Annotated in this window: 17 protein-coding genes; 5 read left to right on the top strand and 12 right to left on the bottom strand. The window is 36.9% G+C overall.

What is annotated here, in order from left to right:
* Positions 1 to 132 precede the first annotated feature (132 nt).
* From QUE18_RS04725 to QUE18_RS04710, 4 genes are all read left to right on the top strand, one after another.
* A complete protein-coding gene (locus QUE18_RS04725) occupies positions 133 to 612 on the top strand; it encodes an S-ribosylhomocysteine lyase (protein WP_009202810.1) in 480 nt (159 codons plus the stop codon).
* Positions 613 to 705: 93 nt separating this feature from the next.
* Positions 706 to 906, top strand: a complete 201-nt coding sequence (locus QUE18_RS04720) for a hypothetical protein (RefSeq protein ID WP_009202811.1) — start codon at positions 706 to 708, stop codon at positions 904 to 906.
* A gap of 144 nt (positions 907 to 1,050) precedes the next feature.
* Positions 1,051 to 2,319, top strand: a complete 1,269-nt coding sequence (locus QUE18_RS04715) for an ArsB/NhaD family transporter (RefSeq protein ID WP_009264403.1) — start codon at positions 1,051 to 1,053, stop codon at positions 2,317 to 2,319.
* Positions 2,320 to 2,363: 44 nt separating this feature from the next.
* Positions 2,364 to 2,834 carry a hypothetical protein gene (locus QUE18_RS04710; protein WP_008392927.1) on the top strand — a complete coding sequence of 157 codons (471 nt, stop codon included), beginning with the start codon at positions 2,364 to 2,366 and terminating at the stop codon, positions 2,832 to 2,834.
* Positions 2,835 to 2,961: 127 nt separating this feature from the next.
* On the opposite strand, the gene QUE18_RS04705 is transcribed toward QUE18_RS04710, so the two are convergent.
* The 4 genes from QUE18_RS04705 to ylxM form a co-directional block, all read right to left on the bottom strand.
* Entirely contained in the window at positions 2,962 to 3,189 is a 228-nt protein-coding gene (locus QUE18_RS04705; protein WP_008392928.1) for a KH domain-containing protein, read from the bottom strand.
* A 25-nt stretch (positions 3,190 to 3,214) separates the two neighbouring features.
* On the bottom strand, positions 3,215 to 3,460 hold the full coding sequence (gene rpsP, locus QUE18_RS04700) for a 30S ribosomal protein S16 (protein WP_008392930.1): 246 nt from the start codon (positions 3,458 to 3,460) through the stop codon (positions 3,215 to 3,217).
* A 66-nt stretch (positions 3,461 to 3,526) separates the two neighbouring features.
* Positions 3,527 to 4,867, bottom strand: coding sequence for a signal recognition particle protein (gene ffh, locus QUE18_RS04695; RefSeq protein WP_008392931.1), 1,341 nt, complete (start codon positions 4,865 to 4,867; stop codon positions 3,527 to 3,529).
* Between the two features lie 18 nt (positions 4,868 to 4,885).
* The gene (gene ylxM / locus QUE18_RS04690) at positions 4,886 to 5,239 is read right to left on the bottom strand and encodes a YlxM family DNA-binding protein (protein ID WP_008392932.1); all 354 of its coding nucleotides are present in this window, start codon (positions 5,237 to 5,239) and stop codon (positions 4,886 to 4,888) included.
* Between the two features lie 171 nt (positions 5,240 to 5,410).
* Here ylxM and QUE18_RS04685 point away from each other — a divergent pair, with 171 nt between their 5' ends.
* Positions 5,411 to 7,039 (top strand): ABC-F family ATP-binding cassette domain-containing protein, encoded by a 1,629-nt coding sequence (locus QUE18_RS04685; RefSeq protein ID WP_008392934.1) that lies wholly within the window; start codon positions 5,411 to 5,413, stop codon positions 7,037 to 7,039.
* A 62-nt stretch (positions 7,040 to 7,101) separates the two neighbouring features.
* On the opposite strand, the gene QUE18_RS04680 is transcribed toward QUE18_RS04685, so the two are convergent.
* The 8 genes from QUE18_RS04680 to QUE18_RS04645 form a co-directional block, all read right to left on the bottom strand.
* Positions 7,102 to 8,316, bottom strand: a complete 1,215-nt coding sequence (locus tag QUE18_RS04680; protein WP_015530180.1) for a PP-loop family protein — start codon at positions 8,314 to 8,316, stop codon at positions 7,102 to 7,104.
* A gap of 101 nt (positions 8,317 to 8,417) precedes the next feature.
* A complete protein-coding gene (locus tag QUE18_RS04675; protein WP_008392937.1) occupies positions 8,418 to 9,239 on the bottom strand; it encodes a hypothetical protein in 822 nt (273 codons plus the stop codon).
* Positions 9,223 to 10,650, bottom strand: a complete 1,428-nt coding sequence (locus QUE18_RS04670; RefSeq protein ID WP_009202812.1) for a sensor histidine kinase — start codon at positions 10,648 to 10,650, stop codon at positions 9,223 to 9,225. Before QUE18_RS04670 ends, QUE18_RS04675 begins: the two co-directional genes overlap by 17 nt.
* Positions 10,647 to 11,306, bottom strand: coding sequence for a response regulator transcription factor (locus QUE18_RS04665; RefSeq protein WP_008392941.1), 660 nt, complete (start codon positions 11,304 to 11,306; stop codon positions 10,647 to 10,649). Before QUE18_RS04665 ends, QUE18_RS04670 begins: the two co-directional genes overlap by 4 nt.
* A 206-nt stretch (positions 11,307 to 11,512) precedes the next feature.
* Positions 11,513 to 12,106 carry a zinc dependent phospholipase C family protein gene (locus QUE18_RS04660; RefSeq protein ID WP_015530179.1) on the bottom strand — a complete coding sequence of 198 codons (594 nt, stop codon included), beginning with the start codon at positions 12,104 to 12,106 and terminating at the stop codon, positions 11,513 to 11,515.
* A 171-nt stretch (positions 12,107 to 12,277) separates the two neighbouring features.
* The gene (locus QUE18_RS04655; protein ID WP_008392945.1) at positions 12,278 to 12,880 is read right to left on the bottom strand and encodes a regulatory protein RecX; all 603 of its coding nucleotides are present in this window, start codon (positions 12,878 to 12,880) and stop codon (positions 12,278 to 12,280) included.
* Positions 12,880 to 13,935: a recombinase RecA gene (gene recA / locus QUE18_RS04650; RefSeq protein WP_009202813.1), complete on the bottom strand. Its 1,056-nt coding sequence runs from the start codon at positions 13,933 to 13,935 to the stop codon at positions 12,880 to 12,882. The genes QUE18_RS04655 and recA overlap by 1 nt, the downstream gene beginning before the upstream one ends.
* Before the next feature lie 155 nt (positions 13,936 to 14,090).
* Positions 14,091 to 15,338 (bottom strand): competence/damage-inducible protein A, encoded by a 1,248-nt coding sequence (locus tag QUE18_RS04645; RefSeq protein ID WP_008392949.1) that lies wholly within the window; start codon positions 15,336 to 15,338, stop codon positions 14,091 to 14,093.
* Between the last annotated feature and the right edge of the window lie 8 nt (positions 15,339 to 15,346).

Raw genomic sequence — 15,346 nt, 5'->3', positions numbered from 1 at the left:
ATAGATTTTCTTGTATTTTCACGCTATAATATGATATGAAAATTTAAGATGATTCTAAATCGCATAATAGTGAACGATTTCAAAATCATCCCTATAGTGATAACACATTTTATATAAGAAAGGAAATCCATCATGGAAAAAATAGCAAGTTTTACAATTAATCATTTAAAACTGTTACCCGGTGTTTATGTTTCTCGTAAAGATGCCGTTGGTTCTGAGACTTTAACAACATTTGATCTTCGTATGACAGCCCCAAATCGTGAGCCTGTTATGAATACCGCAGAGATGCATGCGATCGAGCATCTTGCCGCTACTTATTTAAGAAATAACAAAGAATGGCAGGATAAGATCATCTATTTTGGCCCAATGGGCTGTCGTACTGGATTCTATCTTATTTTAGCTGGCGATCTTACTTCAAAGGATATATTACCTCTTATTATAAGTACTTTTGAATTTATTCGTGATTTTAAAGGTGATGTTCCTGGAGCCAGTGCTAAGGATTGTGGTAACTATCTTGATATGAATCTTCCGATGGCAAATTATCTTGCAGATCACTATCTTAAAAACGCTTTATACGTTGCAGATGATAAAAATCTGAATTATCCTGAGTAAATCTGTACATAATATAAAGGTATCAATTGTCGTACTCACAGAATTCTTTCCAAGTGATTCTGTGAGTACTTATTATAAGGAGGCTTTTATATTATGGAAAACCAGAATAAAGTGTATCAGGAAGTTGCTGAAGAATGCAGTCAGTACTGTCCTTGTGGCTGTGACCATTCCGTAAAGAACGTCAGTACCGGAGATGACACAAAAGCACCTAGCTGTTTAAACTGTAAACACTTTTCTGTGTCTGAGCAGCACTGTCAGCTTGATCTGTACGATCAGATTGTTACAAATTTATAATCACACCTATATCATATTTATATAAGATGTGAAATTTTTCTAAAAAAGAAGTCGTTTTCTACGACTTCTTTTTTCATTTTATACTTGCAATATTTGAAAAGAGGTCTATTATAATAATGAGTTTATTTTTAGGAGGAAATTGTTATGTCATTACAACAAATCATAGCGATCATCATCTTTTTATGTACGATGGGCGCTATCATCACAGGGAAGGTCCACAACACGGTTGCCTCATTAACCGGTGCTGCCTGTCTGGTCCTCACCCACATTCTTTCGATTGAAGATTGTATTGACGCAGTCGATGTTGAAACAATCTGTATTCTAGTCGGAATGATGCTTTTGGTTGCTGTTATCAAGAATTCTGGTATTTTCGAATACATAGCGATCAAAGCTGCAAAAATCGCAAAAGGTCGTCCATGGCCAATCATGGTGATCTTTATTTTGATCACCGCCGTATGTTCTGGAATGCTTGATAACGTTACCACAGTCTTGCTAGTAGGACCAATGACTCTGGCAATCACAAATATCTTGAAAGTTGATCCCGTACCATATATCATCACACAGATCATGGCTTCCAATATCGGTGGTACCGCTACATTGATCGGTGACCCACCTAACATTATGATCGGTAGTGCGGCCAAATTAAGTTTCGTAGATTTTATTTTAAATACAGGGGTGGCCACTGTATTTGTTATCATTGTTGGTCTGATCTGTATGTATTTTATATACGGAAGAAAGTTATTTGTTACAGACGAATCAATTGCAAAGGTTATGCAGTTAGATGAAAACAAAGCGATCAAGGACCGAAAACTTATGCATGAAAGTGTTATCGTTATCATCCTAGTCGCATTATGCTTTATTTTCCATGACCAGTTAGGCGTACAGTCTTGTACTGTTGCTATTGCTGCAGCATGTATCATGCTTTTAATCGGCGGTCAGGAACCTGAAGAAATCATTGCAGACGTTGAATGGCCTACCATTCTTTTCTTTATTGGATTATTTATTGTTGTCGGTGGGATGAAAAAAGTAGGTGTCATCACAATGCTTGCAAATGGATTGATTTCTATCACTCATGGTAATATGGTGGTTACAATGATGGTAATCTTATGGGTTTCCGCTATTGTATCTTCTTTCCTCGACAACATCCCATTTGTTGCAACATTAATCCCTATGATTCTTACGATGCAGTCCGAGGGAATGGATGTCGCTCCAATCTGGTGGGCATTGTCACTCGGTGCTTGTTTAGGTGGAAATGGAACACTGATCGGTGCTTCTGCAAACGTTGTTTTGTCTGGTATCAGTAAAAATAACGGACATCCAATTACATTCGGTCAATATTTTAAGATCGGATTCCCAATGATGATCTTATCGATCATCGTATGTTCCGTATTTCTTTTGATTCGATTTGCTTAATAAAAAATTATGGATTATAATATTTAGGAGAGGAGCGTGATCTTATGAATCAAAATACCGTAACCGGAGATTATATTAATATCAATCTGCGTCAGTTAGGCGCTACTTCTATCAAGGAGTTTAACAGCATCATGCACATTGCTGAATTCGATCTTGGTGATGGATTAATTGTTTCTTATGTTTTTAATATTACACGACATAATAAATACTTTTTACAACGTATGCAGCCATATGCAATGGTCCATGGTAAATTCGCCAGTGATCAGGAAATTATCGATTTTATTACAGCAGACTTAAAGCGTTTTGAAAATGCAAAGAATAGTCACAATTTTAATACTTTCCTTTTAATTTCCCATCTTGGTCATCATATTACAGAAAATATCGAACAGCTGTTTTTAAATTATAACGTTGATGCAGATAAATTAGAGTCCATTGAGGATTCTCTGGAAGAATCTCTTGTTGAAATTCAATCCTTATTTGAGAAATCTGATAAACTTGATCTGCCAGAAGATTAATATTTATAAAAATTGCCCTTGAAATGAAATGGTTTCAAGGGCTTTCTTACTTTCTCGAATTTATACATAACAAAAAGCCCACAGTTTTATACATCTTCTGTACACTTTCCTGTGAGCTTTTAATCTTCTATTGAATATCAACGACAATCTTCTTGTCACCTTTGTCAACCGAAGCCTTGACAACAGTTCTGATCGCCTTTGCAATCCTTCCCTGTTTTCCAATTACTTTCCCCATATCACCTTCGGCAACATGAAGTTCTAATACGACTGCATCGGCAGTTTCTTTCTCTGTAACTGTCACTTTATCTGGCTGATCAACGAGGGCTTTTGCAATCACTTCTAATAAATGTTTCATGCACTGCCTCCTGTCTTAAATCTGACTATTTTTCGATTCCTGCAGCTTTTAATAATTTAGCTACTGTATCTGTAGGCTGAGCACCTGTTGCTAACCATTTCTTAGCAGCTTCTTCGTCAAATTTGATCACGCTAGGATCCTGATTTGGATCATATGTTCCGATTTCTTCAATAAATCTACCATCTCTAGGGGATCTAGCATCTGCTACTACTACTCTATAAAAAGGTGCTTTCTTCTGTCCCATTCTTTTTAATCTCATTTTTACTGCCATTTTGTTTTTACCTCCAAAAATCTTTCTTTGTAATTTAAATTAATTATTATTTTCTATAACTAAGGCCTAAAAAGGTAATTTAAATCCACCTCTTTTACCACCTTTGCCACCAAACATACCTGACATCTGCTTCATCATCTGTTTCTGATTCTGAACCTGTTTGCATAAGCGGTTAACTTCCGCGATTGGAACTCCTGCTCCTGCTGCGATTCTTCTCTTTCTTGAAGCATTGATGATCTTAGGATTAGCACGTTCTTCTTTAGTCATGGAATAAATGATCGCCGCTGTCTTATCCATCATACCATCATCAATATCAAGTCCCTGCATCTTGTTTCCGACACCAGGGATCATAGATAACAGATTGGATAATCCACCCATCTTCTTCATCTGATCCATCTGATCAAGAAAATCGTTAAAATCAAACTCAGCCTTCTTCATCTTCTCAGTCATACGAAGTGCGTCTTCCTCATTGATCGTCTGCTCTGCTTTCTCGATCAGTGACAATACATCTCCCATACCAAGGATTCGGCTTGTCATTCGGTCTGGATAGAACTGCTGAAGATCTTCCAGTTTTTCTCCCATACCTACATATAAAATCGGCTTTCCTGTTACAGAACGAATAGAAAGTGCTGCACCACCTCGGGTGTCACCATCCATCTTCGTGATGATAATTCCATCGACGCCGACTTTCTCATTAAATTCTTTTGCCACATTGACAGCATCCTGTCCTGTCATGGCATCAACGACGAGAATACTCTGGAATACATCCACATTCTCTTTGATCTCAACCAGCTCTGTCATCATATTCTCATCAATATGAAGACGTCCTGCTGTATCTAGGATCACGATATTGTTTCCATTCTTCTGTGCGTGTTCTACGGAAGCCTTTGCAATATCCACTGGATTCTGCTTATCTCCCATTGTAAATACTGGTACTCCGACCTTCTCTCCATTGACCTGAAGCTGTTTGATCGCCGCTGGGCGATATACATCACAGGCTACCAATAATGGTCGTTTTCCTTTCTTCTTATACTGTCCGGCAAGTTTTGCACATGTTGTTGTCTTACCAGCACCTTGAAGACCTGCCATCAAAATAATCGTAATTTCATTACCTGGACGAAGCTGAATCTCTGTCATCGTTGATCCCATTAATGCTTCCATCTCTTCTTTTACGATCTTGATCACCATCTGTCCCGGATTCAAACCATTCAGAACATCTTGTCCTACAGCTCTTTCCTGTACAGATTTGATAAATGTCTTTACAACTTTGAAGTTAACATCAGCTTCAAGTAAAGCTCTTTTAACTTCTCTCATTGCCGCTTTTACATCATCTTCTGTTAAACGGCCCTTACTTCTTAAGTTCTTAAATACACCCTGAAGTTTCTCGGATAAACTTTCAAATGCCATTGATTCACCTCATCTAAGTTATAAATCTTCTAAAACCTGATTACATACAGATTCTATTTGTCTGATATCTTCTTCCATCTGCTCTTTATCTTCTTTAAGAAGCCTTCTGGATAAGGTATGGATCTCTTTGATCTTCTCCTTGGCCGTCAAAAACTTCGCTACCAGATGAAGTCTTGCTTCATAATCTGCCAAGATCTTATCACATCTTCGGATCATATCATGCACCGCCTGTCTGGTAATTCCAAACTCAGCTGCAATCTCTGTGGCTGTCATATCATTCAAAATATGTTCACCATATATCTCCTTCTGATGTGCTGTCAGCAATTCGCCGTAAAAATCATATAATAAATTCTGTTCTACGATTCGTTCCATCTGATACTCCTGTAAAGCAATTTTCCTTTACCAGATGTTAGTTTAGCGAATTTCACTGCCTTTGTCAAGTATTTTTACTTGCACAATGCAAATTTTACTTGAAAAACTCTGGCTTTTCTGTAAAATGAAAAGAGCATTCTATTATTATAAATCAAAAAGAAAGGTTATACAATGATTCAGGCAAATAATGTAACTTTACGTTTAGGAAAACGTGCTTTATTCGAAGATGTAAATATTAAATTCACAGAAGGTAACTGCTATGGACTGATCGGTGCCAATGGAGCAGGTAAATCCACTTTCTTAAAAATTCTTTCCGGAGAGATCGAACCTTCAAAAGGAGATGTATCCATTACTTCTGGACAGCGTCTTTCTGTTTTGAAACAGGATCACTACCAGTATGATGATCATATCGTCCTTGATACGGTTATGATGGGTAACCAAAGATTATACGAGATCATGAAAGAAAAAGAAGCTTTATATGCGAAGGAAGACTTCACAGACGAAGACGGCATCCGTGCTAGTGAATTAGAAGGCGAATTTGCTGATATGAATGGATGGGAAGCAGAATCTGATGCTGCTACCTTATTAAATGGTCTTGGAATTCCTAGCGATATCCATTATACAAAGATGGCTGACTTAAACGGTTCTCAGAAAGTCAAAGTCTTACTTGCACAGGCTTTATTCGGAAATCCAGATATCCTGCTGCTTGACGAGCCTACCAACCACTTAGACTTAGACGCTATTTACTGGTTAGAAGAATTCCTGATCAACTTTGACAACACGGTCATCGTTGTATCCCATGACCGTTATTTCTTAAATAAGGTATGTACTCATATCGCAGATATCGATTATGCGAAAATTCAGTTATTCTCTGGAAACTATGATTTCTGGTATGAATCCAGCCAGCTTCTTACAAAACAGATGAAGGAAGCCAACAAGAAAAAAGAAGAAAAGATGAAGGAATTACAGGACTTTATCGCAAGATTCAGTGCCAATGCTTCCAAATCCAAACAGGCTACTTCAAGAAAGAAAGCTTTAGATAAGATCCAGCTAGATGAGTTAAAACCATCCAGCCGTAAATACCCATATATCAACTTCAAGCCAAACCGCGAAATCGGAAATGATGCTTTAGTTGTTGAAAATCTTACAAAGACGATCGATGGCGTAAAAGTCTTAGATAATATTTCTTTCTTAATGAAACCAACGGATAAGATTGCTTTCGTAGGTCCTAATACATTGGCTGCTACAACATTATTTAAGATCTTATCCGGAGAAATGGAACCTGATTCTGGTTCTTACAAATGGGGAGTGACTACAACGCAGTCTTATTTCCCAAAAGATAATACAAAAGATTTCAGTCAGGATGAAACGATCGTTGAATGGCTGACTCAGTATTCTGAAGATAAAGATGCAACATTTGTCCGTGGATTCCTTGGACGTATGTTATTCTCTGGAGAAGATGCATTAAAGAAAGTTGGTATTTTATCTGGAGGAGAGAAAGTTCGTTGTATGCTATCTAAATTAATGATCAGCGGAGCCAACATCTTACTTCTTGATGAGCCTACCAACCACTTAGATATGGAATCTATCACTGCTTTAAATGAAGCATTAAAAGATTTCACTGGTGCATTATTGTTTACTTCTCAGGATCATCAGTTTGTACAGACAACAGCTAATCGTATCATGGAAATCACTCCGAATGGTCTGATTGACAAAGAATGTACTTACGACGAATATCTGGAAAATGACGAAGCTGCCAGAAAACGTCAGATTGTTGAGATTGAAGAAGACGACGAATAATTTCATAGTTCTAAACAAAAACACAGAGATTTTATCACCAATCTCTGTGTTTTTATTCTTATTTAATTTTCCTGATCGTAAGTATCTAAGAACGAATGTTTTACTCCATCTTTCTTATATGCAATGATCGTCTTTAAATTGACATTTTCTACACTCTTGAAAATATTGGACTCTACATACGGATTGATCTCTTTCATCTTCGCGATCAACTGTTTTGTCTCCATTCTCTTGGATTTCGTAACACCGTCTGGATTACATGTTGTACAAGTATCTGTAAACTTACATGCACACTGGATAAAATGTAATCCATTGTAATCTCTCCAATGCTTTATATCATCCTCTCGGATCAGATACATCGGACGGATCAGTTCCATTCCTTCAAAGTTTGTACTGTGAAGTTTTGGCATCATCGTCTGTACCTGTGCTCCATAAAGCATTCCCATAAGGATCGTCTCAATGACATCATCATAGTGATGTCCCAACGCAATCTTATTGCATCCAAGCTCTTTAGCCTTGCTGTATAAATATCCACGACGCATTCTTGCACACAGATAACATGGCGATTTCTCAATCTCATAAACAGCATCGAAAATATCAGATTCAAAGACTGTGATCGGAATATCTAATAATTTGGCATTATTCTCTATGATTTGTCGATTCATTTCATTATATCCTGGATCCATGACTAAAAATACAAGATCAAAATGGAATTTGTTATGGCGTTTTAATTCCTGAAATAATTTCGCCATCAACATGGAATCTTTTCCCCCAGAGATACAGATGGCGATCTTATCATTCTCCTGCACTAGATCATATGTCTTGATTGCTTTTACAAACTTGGAGAATATCTGTTTGTGAAACTTCTTACGGATGCTCTTTTCAATCTCCTGTGTTCTTGTCAGTTCTTTTTTCTTGCCTTTTCCTTCGGCTTCTTTGTTATTTTGTTCTGTTTTCTGATCGTTTTCCTGTTCTTCTTTCATCAAGGATAACAACCATCCTGTGTATCCGCCTTCCAAACTAAGGACATTGATTCCTTCTTCCGCTAATTTTTCTGCTGCCTCCTTGCTGAAAATTCCCTTGGTACAATATAAAATAACTTTCTTACCCTGATCAATATATTCCTTTGCCTGTGTTCCAAGCTCATCTTCACCTGCTGCCACAACAGCTCCAGGGATCATTCCATAAGATGTGTTTGATTCATCTCTCATATCAAGAAGCTGATAACTCCCTTTTTCTAACTGTTTTAATTCTTTATATGAAATATTAATATTGCTCATGCTTTCAACCTTTCTTTCGTATCCTACTATATTTGTAGGGTTCCGTTTATTTATTATAGAGAGAAAGCTTTCAAAATACAAGAGCAAATCTTTATTTTGCATCAGTTGTTGTATACATTGTTAATCATAAATCCATAACCACTCCATTCGATTGGAATGTATGTCTGTTTTTTATTTTGTATCGCATAAATACCTATTCTGCCCGAAATCTGAGAATAAGATCCCTTTGCTGACTTTGCTTTTTGGTATTGTTCTGTTACATTGACATTGCCCATCAAACGCTTCTTCAAATTATACTCTGACTGTTTCAGATTCAGATAAGACAAAAATCCAGCCGGAATATCTTCCAAATGATCTGCGATATCTTTCCAATCTTTTGTGTAATCATAAGAGTACACATCAATCGCTAAAATCTGATCCGTATACGCATCCATAATAAGATTCACTATTTCATCCTCCGACGATTCTGGTGATAATGTAATATACCATACCAGAAGATTTTTGACATTTGAAATATTAGATACGGAACCTTCATCGATCATATCATCCTTTTTCTTGATATAAGTGTATAATTTTTTATATGTAATCTTCCAGTCTTCATCTACCCGATAAGCAATTTTCATTTTTTTTAATAATAGATTCGTCTGTTTTTTTGCAGTTTTTTCTACATCTCTTCCATCCACAGTTCTTGATGAAGGTCTTACTGCAACACTCAAAATATGATTATTGATGATCTTTAATTTTTCCAGAGTTGTCTGAGTAGCCTCTACCGAAATCTCTACTGGATTTAAGGATAGATCCTCACTCTGCCCAAACGTTTTTTTGTCCACCAGAGCTGCCTGAATATTTGGTAAAAAGTAAAACAAGACCACAAGTAATAAAGCCGCCACAACAAGAAGAGCATTCCTAATTTGTTTTTTCATAAGCTCCTCCTCCAATTGTTATGATCACAGTTGTTCCTTTCCCTTGCTGACTGATAAATCGCATCTCTCCTTGATGGATCCTCACGATTTCTTTACATATAGCAAGCCCTAAACCTACTCCACCTTGTTTTCTTGACCTTGACTTATCTATCCGGTAAAACGCTTCCGTGATCTTACTTATCTCATCCTTTGGCATTCCGCATCCAGTATCCGAAATATAAATCTTGGCTCCTTCTTGTGTTGCTCGATCCTCAACCGTTAATATTCCACCCGAATTCATTGATTTTAATGCATTATCGATCAAATTTAATATTAATGATTTCAATAAATCCGGCTCTATCTTACAAATTGCTTTTTTTAAATTTAAATTCACAAGAATATCTTGTTCTTTTAAACGATACTGCATGGATGTAACTGCTTCTTGAATCATTGGCTCTAAATCTTGTTTTTTCATCTGAAACTGTTGATTTTTCAAAACAAGAAGTTTCATTAATTTTAATGATAAATTCTGTAATCGTTTTCCTTCTGAATAAATATACCCACAGGCTTCTTTTTGCTCTTCTTTCGAAAGAGCTTCCATCCGCATCAGATCTGCATACCCTATGATCGATGTAAGTGGTGTCTTCATTTCATGAGCAAAACTTCCCATAAATTCTTCCTGGTTTTTTAACAATTGATCCAATTTCATTAACTTTTCTATCAATTGTTCTGTCATATAATTAAAACTGGCTGAAAGTTCTCCAATTTCATCTTCTGTATGCACTGGAACCCTGACAGAATAATCACCATCTGCAATCTGCTTCGAAACCTGCGACAATTTCTGTAATGGTCTTGTAAGGATCATTGCCAGAAAATAGGATACTACAATCTCAATTCCTATTACTAATACAAAAATCTTACGAAAACTTACCAACTGCTGATGCCTTGTCGCATATACTTCTGAAATATCATATGCTCCCTGAAAAACCATAGTTTCCTTTCCATAAGAAATCTTACTAGTGATCTGATAATATACTTTATTTTTATTTTGGAATACTACCGCTTTTCCCTGTTTCGTTGAAAAACCATTGCTTCTCCTAAAATTATCATTTTTACGATTGTAATAAAGTGGCTGCTTCCATTGAACCTCTCCATGTTGTTCCTTTAATAATCGAACTGAGCTGTCTCTTAGCAAGCCCTGCCAGTTTAATCGTTTCAATACACTCGCAAATGTTTGATTCTGATACGTATCATCCATCTCATTAATTTCTTTTAACATTCTTAAGATCATTTCGTAAGAATTCCTTGCTGCTCTTTTTTCTTGTTTGATAGATGCTTGATATGAATATTGAATCAGCAACATTCCTCCAAATCCAAATGAAAATGAAACGATCAACATTGTTATGATCATTAATTTCCAACGAAATTTCATCTTGGTACCTCCAGACGGTATCCCATCTTGGGCACAGTGATCAAAAAATCTTCCCAGCCAACTTTCTTTCGAACTCTCTGCACATGAAGATCTACCGTCCTGCTTCCCGCAATGTAATCTCCACCCCAAACACGTTCATAAATTATTTCCCTGAATAATACATTTCCTGGATTCCTTGCAAACAGCAATAATGTATCATATTCCTTCTTGGTCAAGTTAATTTCTTTCCCTTCTTTTTTTACGCACATTGCATCTGTGTCGATTTCTAAACCTAATATATTGATGATACGATCTAATTTGTGATATCGTCTTAATACAACCTCAATCCTTGCCAATAATTCCATAATCTCAAATGGTTTTACAATATAGTCTTCTGCTCCATATCGCAGACCATTTACTCTGTCATTAAGATCTCCTTTTGCTGTCAGGAAAATGACTGGTATCTCTAATGGTTTTACGTATTCTAAAATTTCAAACCCATCAGCCCCGGGCAGCATGATATCTAGTAAGATCAAATCTGGATAATTCTTTTCCAGCATATCAATTGCTTCTAACCCATCATAAGCACATTCACTATGATAGCCGGCTTTCTTTAAACTTAGTGCGATCAGATTTGAAATTGGCTTTTCATCTTCTACGACCATGATGTTCACCATAATTGTTCTCCTTATTGTTTTATTGATTTTCCTTATTGTTTTTGTATGCTGCCCAAAACCTTTTCTATTTTACGAATTCTTTGCATCATACTTGCATCATATTTTTATCATTTTTTACAAACTGATTTCAATAAAAAGAGCAAAAACAAATCATCTCTGTCTGTCTTTGCCCTTTTTCTTTATTATTTTATCTTCAATTCCTTGTCCTATACATACTGAATATTCATCACACTTGTACCAACTGCATAACTTACCATGTTCATTACACTCTTCACAACAGTTGTACATGCATGTACGATATATCTGATATCTTCTTCTACTGTATGTGCAAGCTTCATATAAGAATTATGAATACTTCTAATATATGATGTCAATTCTTCCACAGAATCATATGCCGCAACATGCTCCTTGATCTGTGCTGCTTCTTCTGTCTGAAGAAATGCTCTCATTCCAAACTTCAGATCACGTTCATAATAGCAATGATCCTTTACATTGCCTGGATAATGATCATTATGTGGGAATGTAAAATAATCTGCAATGTAATGAATGATCACACCAAGACCTGCACAACGTCGCATATTCATTCCCTTATCTTTATCGTAATTGGCAATAAATTTTGAAATCTTACGTTCAATATCATCAAATGTAATATCAAACTTATGAGGTGTCGTCACAAATGATGGTCTGCAGTCTGGCCAGATACTTCCTACATAAAACGGTAATCTATAATCGAATACATTGTCAAGTTCCATAGAATCCATAATCTGCCCTGCTAATGAAATATGTGATTTCTTTCTCATATAAATGATACTCCTTATAATTGGAACCATATCCGGATCATATATTCCTTCCAGATATCGTCGTCATCTGCTTTGTTACACCCTTTGACTCAAATTATATAATTTTATCTGTCAATATGCAACCAAATGATGAATTCTTTATATTTTTTTAATATTTAGCCTGTAATTTATTTAATCTTCCATGTATTTCCGTAATAAATCTAATATTTTGCCGCTATTAAATCCTTTTCTCGCAAAATATCCGTAATATTTCTGAAAATTCTCCTTAGTGACGGAACCCTTTTGCCGGATCCTCTTCTTAACCTGTTCTTCCAAGATATCATCTTCTTCGTATTCATATTCCTCAAAGACCCTCTCTAATGTCTCCGCAGTGATTCCTTTCTTCCGAAGGTCCATCTTAATCTGAATCTTACTCTTACTTCCTGACTTGTATTCCATGTAGCGGCGTACATATTCTTCATCATTGATATATCCAAATGACTCCACATACGCAACTGCCCCTTCCGTAATAAATTCTGGAAATTCTGCTCTCATAAGACGTTCTTTTAATTCCTTTTTTGTACGATCCTGATATTTTAACAATGACATAGCTTTTAACTTCGCCCGATGCAACAGTAATTTGTTTAATTCTTCAAATTCTTCCTGTCCGATCTCGTCTTGTTCATGGAATCCCAATCGTCTTATCTCATTATAGTAAAGCAGGCAGTACTTTTCTTCATCGAAGAAAAGCCTGACCTGCTTTGTTCCTACTTTATCTAGTTTCGTAATGATCATTATTCTTCAGAAACCTGAGCCTCTGCCTTAGGATCGTTGTTGGCATTCTCAGCATCTTCCTCTAACAGTCCATATTGGACACGGATTGCATGTTCCACTGTCTCTGCGATATCCGGGTGATCTTCTAAGTACTTCTTGCTGTTCTCTCTACCCTGTCCAATCTTCTCTCCGTTGTATGCATACCATGCACCACTCTTATGAATGATATCTGCATCTGCTGCAAGATCTAAAATATCTCCATACTTGGAAATTCCTTTTCCAAACATAATATCAAATTCTGCTTGTTTAAACGGAGGAGCTACCTTATTCTTCACTACTTTAATCCTTGTTCTGTTACCGATCATCTCTCCTGCCTGTTTTAATGTCTCTGTTCTTCTGACATCTAAACGGATAGATGAATAGAACTTAAGTGCACGTCCACCAGTTGTTGTCTCTGGGTTTCCAAACATGACTCCAACTTTCTCACGCAACTGATTGATAAAGATAACTGTGCAGTTAAACTTACTTACAACACCTGTTAACTTACGAAGTGCCTGTGACATCAATCTTGCCTGAAGACCTACGTGCGAATCTCCCATATCTCCATCAATCTCTGCCTTCGGTACTAATGCAGCTACAGAATCGACGATAATGATGTCGATCGCTCCAGATCTTACCATTGTCTCTGTGATTTCAAGTCCCTGCTCTCCTGTATCTGGCTGAGAGATATAAAGGTTATCAATGTCAACCCCGATATTCTTTGCATAGACCGGATCAAGGGCATGCTCTGCATCAATAAATCCTGCAATCCCGCCTCTCTTCTGGACTTCAGCTACCATATGAAGTGCTACTGTTGTCTTACCACTAGATTCAGGTCCATAAATCTCGATGATACGTCCCTTAGGTACTCCACCTACTCCTAATGCGATATCAAGACTGATAGAACCTGTTGGTGTTACTTCAATCGTACGGTCTGCCTGGTACTCTCCAAGTTTCATGACAGATCCCTTACCATAGTCTTTCTCGATCTTAACCAATGCGGCATCCAATGCCTTTAATTTTTCTTCCTGTTTCATATATGTTTACTCCTTTTAATTTCAAATATTTATCTTATATTCTTCTATCTTTTAATTTCCTGTTTAGAGTATAGCATATCCTTACACTAAAAAACAAGTGTTCGAACGAATATTTGTTCGATTTTTATTCGTGATCCTTTTTCTTATGATGATTCTCATAGAAACTCTTCAACCAATGCATGTCTTACCATAGTTAACGCTCTGCATACAGCTGTTTCTCTGACTTTCTGTCTGTTACCGTTTAACTGGTATTTGTTTACTTTCGTCTTTCCATTAACACTGACACCGATGTAAACAAGTCCTGCCTTCTTCTCAGGTGTTTCACCGCCCGGTCCAGCAAGACCTGTGATTCCAACACCGACATTTGAACCAGCCTGTCGTGCAACACCTTCCGCCATCTGTCTTGCCGTATCTTCTGAAACTGCTCCAACGGTATTTAGAGTTTCTTCTTTTACTCCAAGATATTTCATCTTAGCTTCATTTGCATATGTAATAAAACTTTCATTTAAGACATCCGATGCTCCTGCAACATTAACTAACCTTGCTGTAAACATTCCTGCTGTACAGGATTCTGCTGCTGCGATCGTATAATGATGTTTACTTAGCATATCAACCACAACATCTTCTAATGTTTCATCTTCTTTTGTCGTAAATATCTTATGACCAAATCTTCTGTATAATTCTTCTGTTATTGGTGTAACAAGCTTCTTTGCTTCATCTTCACTTACCGCTTTTGCTGTCACTCGAAGATGAACTTCTCCTAATTTGGCATATGGGGCAACTGTAGGATTCGTCTGCTTTTCGATCAAATCTTCAATCTCTGCTGCAACGCGGCTTTCTCCCATACAATCAATCTTCACAACATCGGAGTATAATACCTCTGAACTTAATTCTTTTATGATCGGTTCTACCTGATCATGGAACATTGGAAGCAGTTCATTTGGAGGCCCTGGGAGTAAAACTACTTTCTTCCCTTCTTTTGCATGAATGACCATTCCCGGTGCTGTTCCATTTTCGTTATATAAAACAGTACAATCTTCTGGCACTAATGCCTGTTTTAAATTATTCTCTGTCATGTTACGATGACTTCTCGCAAAATATTCTTTCAAGCGTCTTAGTGCTTCTTCATCTTCTACAAGCTCCTGTCCACATGCTTTCGTTGCAATTTCCTTTGTAAGATCGTCTTTCGTTGGTCCAAGTCCACCAGATAAGATCAAAATATCAGATCTTTCAAGTCCCTGTCTGATCACATTTTCTAATCTTTCTGGATTGTCGCCTACTGTCGTCTCAAAAAAAACGCTTATCCCCAATGAGGCTAAGCGTTCTGATAAGTAGGCAGCATTGGTATTCACGATGTTTCCTAATAAAATCTCTGTTCCTACGCAAATAATTTCTGCTGTCATAATTGTTG

Source organism: Anaerostipes hadrus ATCC 29173 = JCM 17467 (assembly GCF_030296915.1).
Taxonomy (GTDB): domain Bacteria; phylum Bacillota; class Clostridia; order Lachnospirales; family Lachnospiraceae; genus Anaerostipes; species Anaerostipes hadrus.
Note: the sequence above shows the minus strand (reverse complement) of the source record. Positions and strands in the feature narration are given on the sequence as shown.

Bases quoted from the DNA above. Each gene is read 5' to 3' on its own strand.
- QUE18_RS04725 (WP_009202810.1), top strand. From the start codon at position 133: ATGGAAAAAATAGCAAGTTTTACAATTAATCATTTAAAACTGTTACCC.
- QUE18_RS04720 (WP_009202811.1), top strand. From the start codon at position 706: ATGGAAAACCAGAATAAAGTGTATCAGGAAGTTGCTGAAGAATGCAGT.
- QUE18_RS04715 (WP_009264403.1), top strand. From the start codon at position 1,051: ATGTCATTACAACAAATCATAGCGATCATCATCTTTTTATGTACGATG.
- QUE18_RS04710 (WP_008392927.1), top strand. From the start codon at position 2,364: ATGAATCAAAATACCGTAACCGGAGATTATATTAATATCAATCTGCGT.
- QUE18_RS04705 (WP_008392928.1), bottom strand. From the start codon at position 3,189: ATGAAACATTTATTAGAAGTGATTGCAAAAGCCCTCGTTGATCAGCCA.
- rpsP (WP_008392930.1), bottom strand. From the start codon at position 3,460: ATGGCAGTAAAAATGAGATTAAAAAGAATGGGACAGAAGAAAGCACCT.
- ffh (WP_008392931.1), bottom strand. From the start codon at position 4,867: ATGGCATTTGAAAGTTTATCCGAGAAACTTCAGGGTGTATTTAAGAAC.
- ylxM (WP_008392932.1), bottom strand. From the start codon at position 5,239: ATGGAACGAATCGTAGAACAGAATTTATTATATGATTTTTACGGCGAA.
- QUE18_RS04685 (WP_008392934.1), top strand. From the start codon at position 5,411: ATGATTCAGGCAAATAATGTAACTTTACGTTTAGGAAAACGTGCTTTA.
- QUE18_RS04680 (WP_015530180.1), bottom strand. From the start codon at position 8,316: ATGAGCAATATTAATATTTCATATAAAGAATTAAAACAGTTAGAAAAA.
- QUE18_RS04675 (WP_008392937.1), bottom strand. From the start codon at position 9,239: ATGAAAAAACAAATTAGGAATGCTCTTCTTGTTGTGGCGGCTTTATTA.
- QUE18_RS04670 (WP_009202812.1), bottom strand. From the start codon at position 10,650: ATGAAATTTCGTTGGAAATTAATGATCATAACAATGTTGATCGTTTCA.
- QUE18_RS04665 (WP_008392941.1), bottom strand. From the start codon at position 11,306: ATGGTGAACATCATGGTCGTAGAAGATGAAAAGCCAATTTCAAATCTG.
- QUE18_RS04660 (WP_015530179.1), bottom strand. From the start codon at position 12,106: ATGAGAAAGAAATCACATATTTCATTAGCAGGGCAGATTATGGATTCT.
- QUE18_RS04655 (WP_008392945.1), bottom strand. From the start codon at position 12,880: ATGATCATTACGAAACTAGATAAAGTAGGAACAAAGCAGGTCAGGCTT.
- recA (WP_009202813.1), bottom strand. From the start codon at position 13,935: ATGAAACAGGAAGAAAAATTAAAGGCATTGGATGCCGCATTGGTTAAG.
- QUE18_RS04645 (WP_008392949.1), bottom strand. From the start codon at position 15,338: ATGACAGCAGAAATTATTTGCGTAGGAACAGAGATTTTATTAGGAAAC.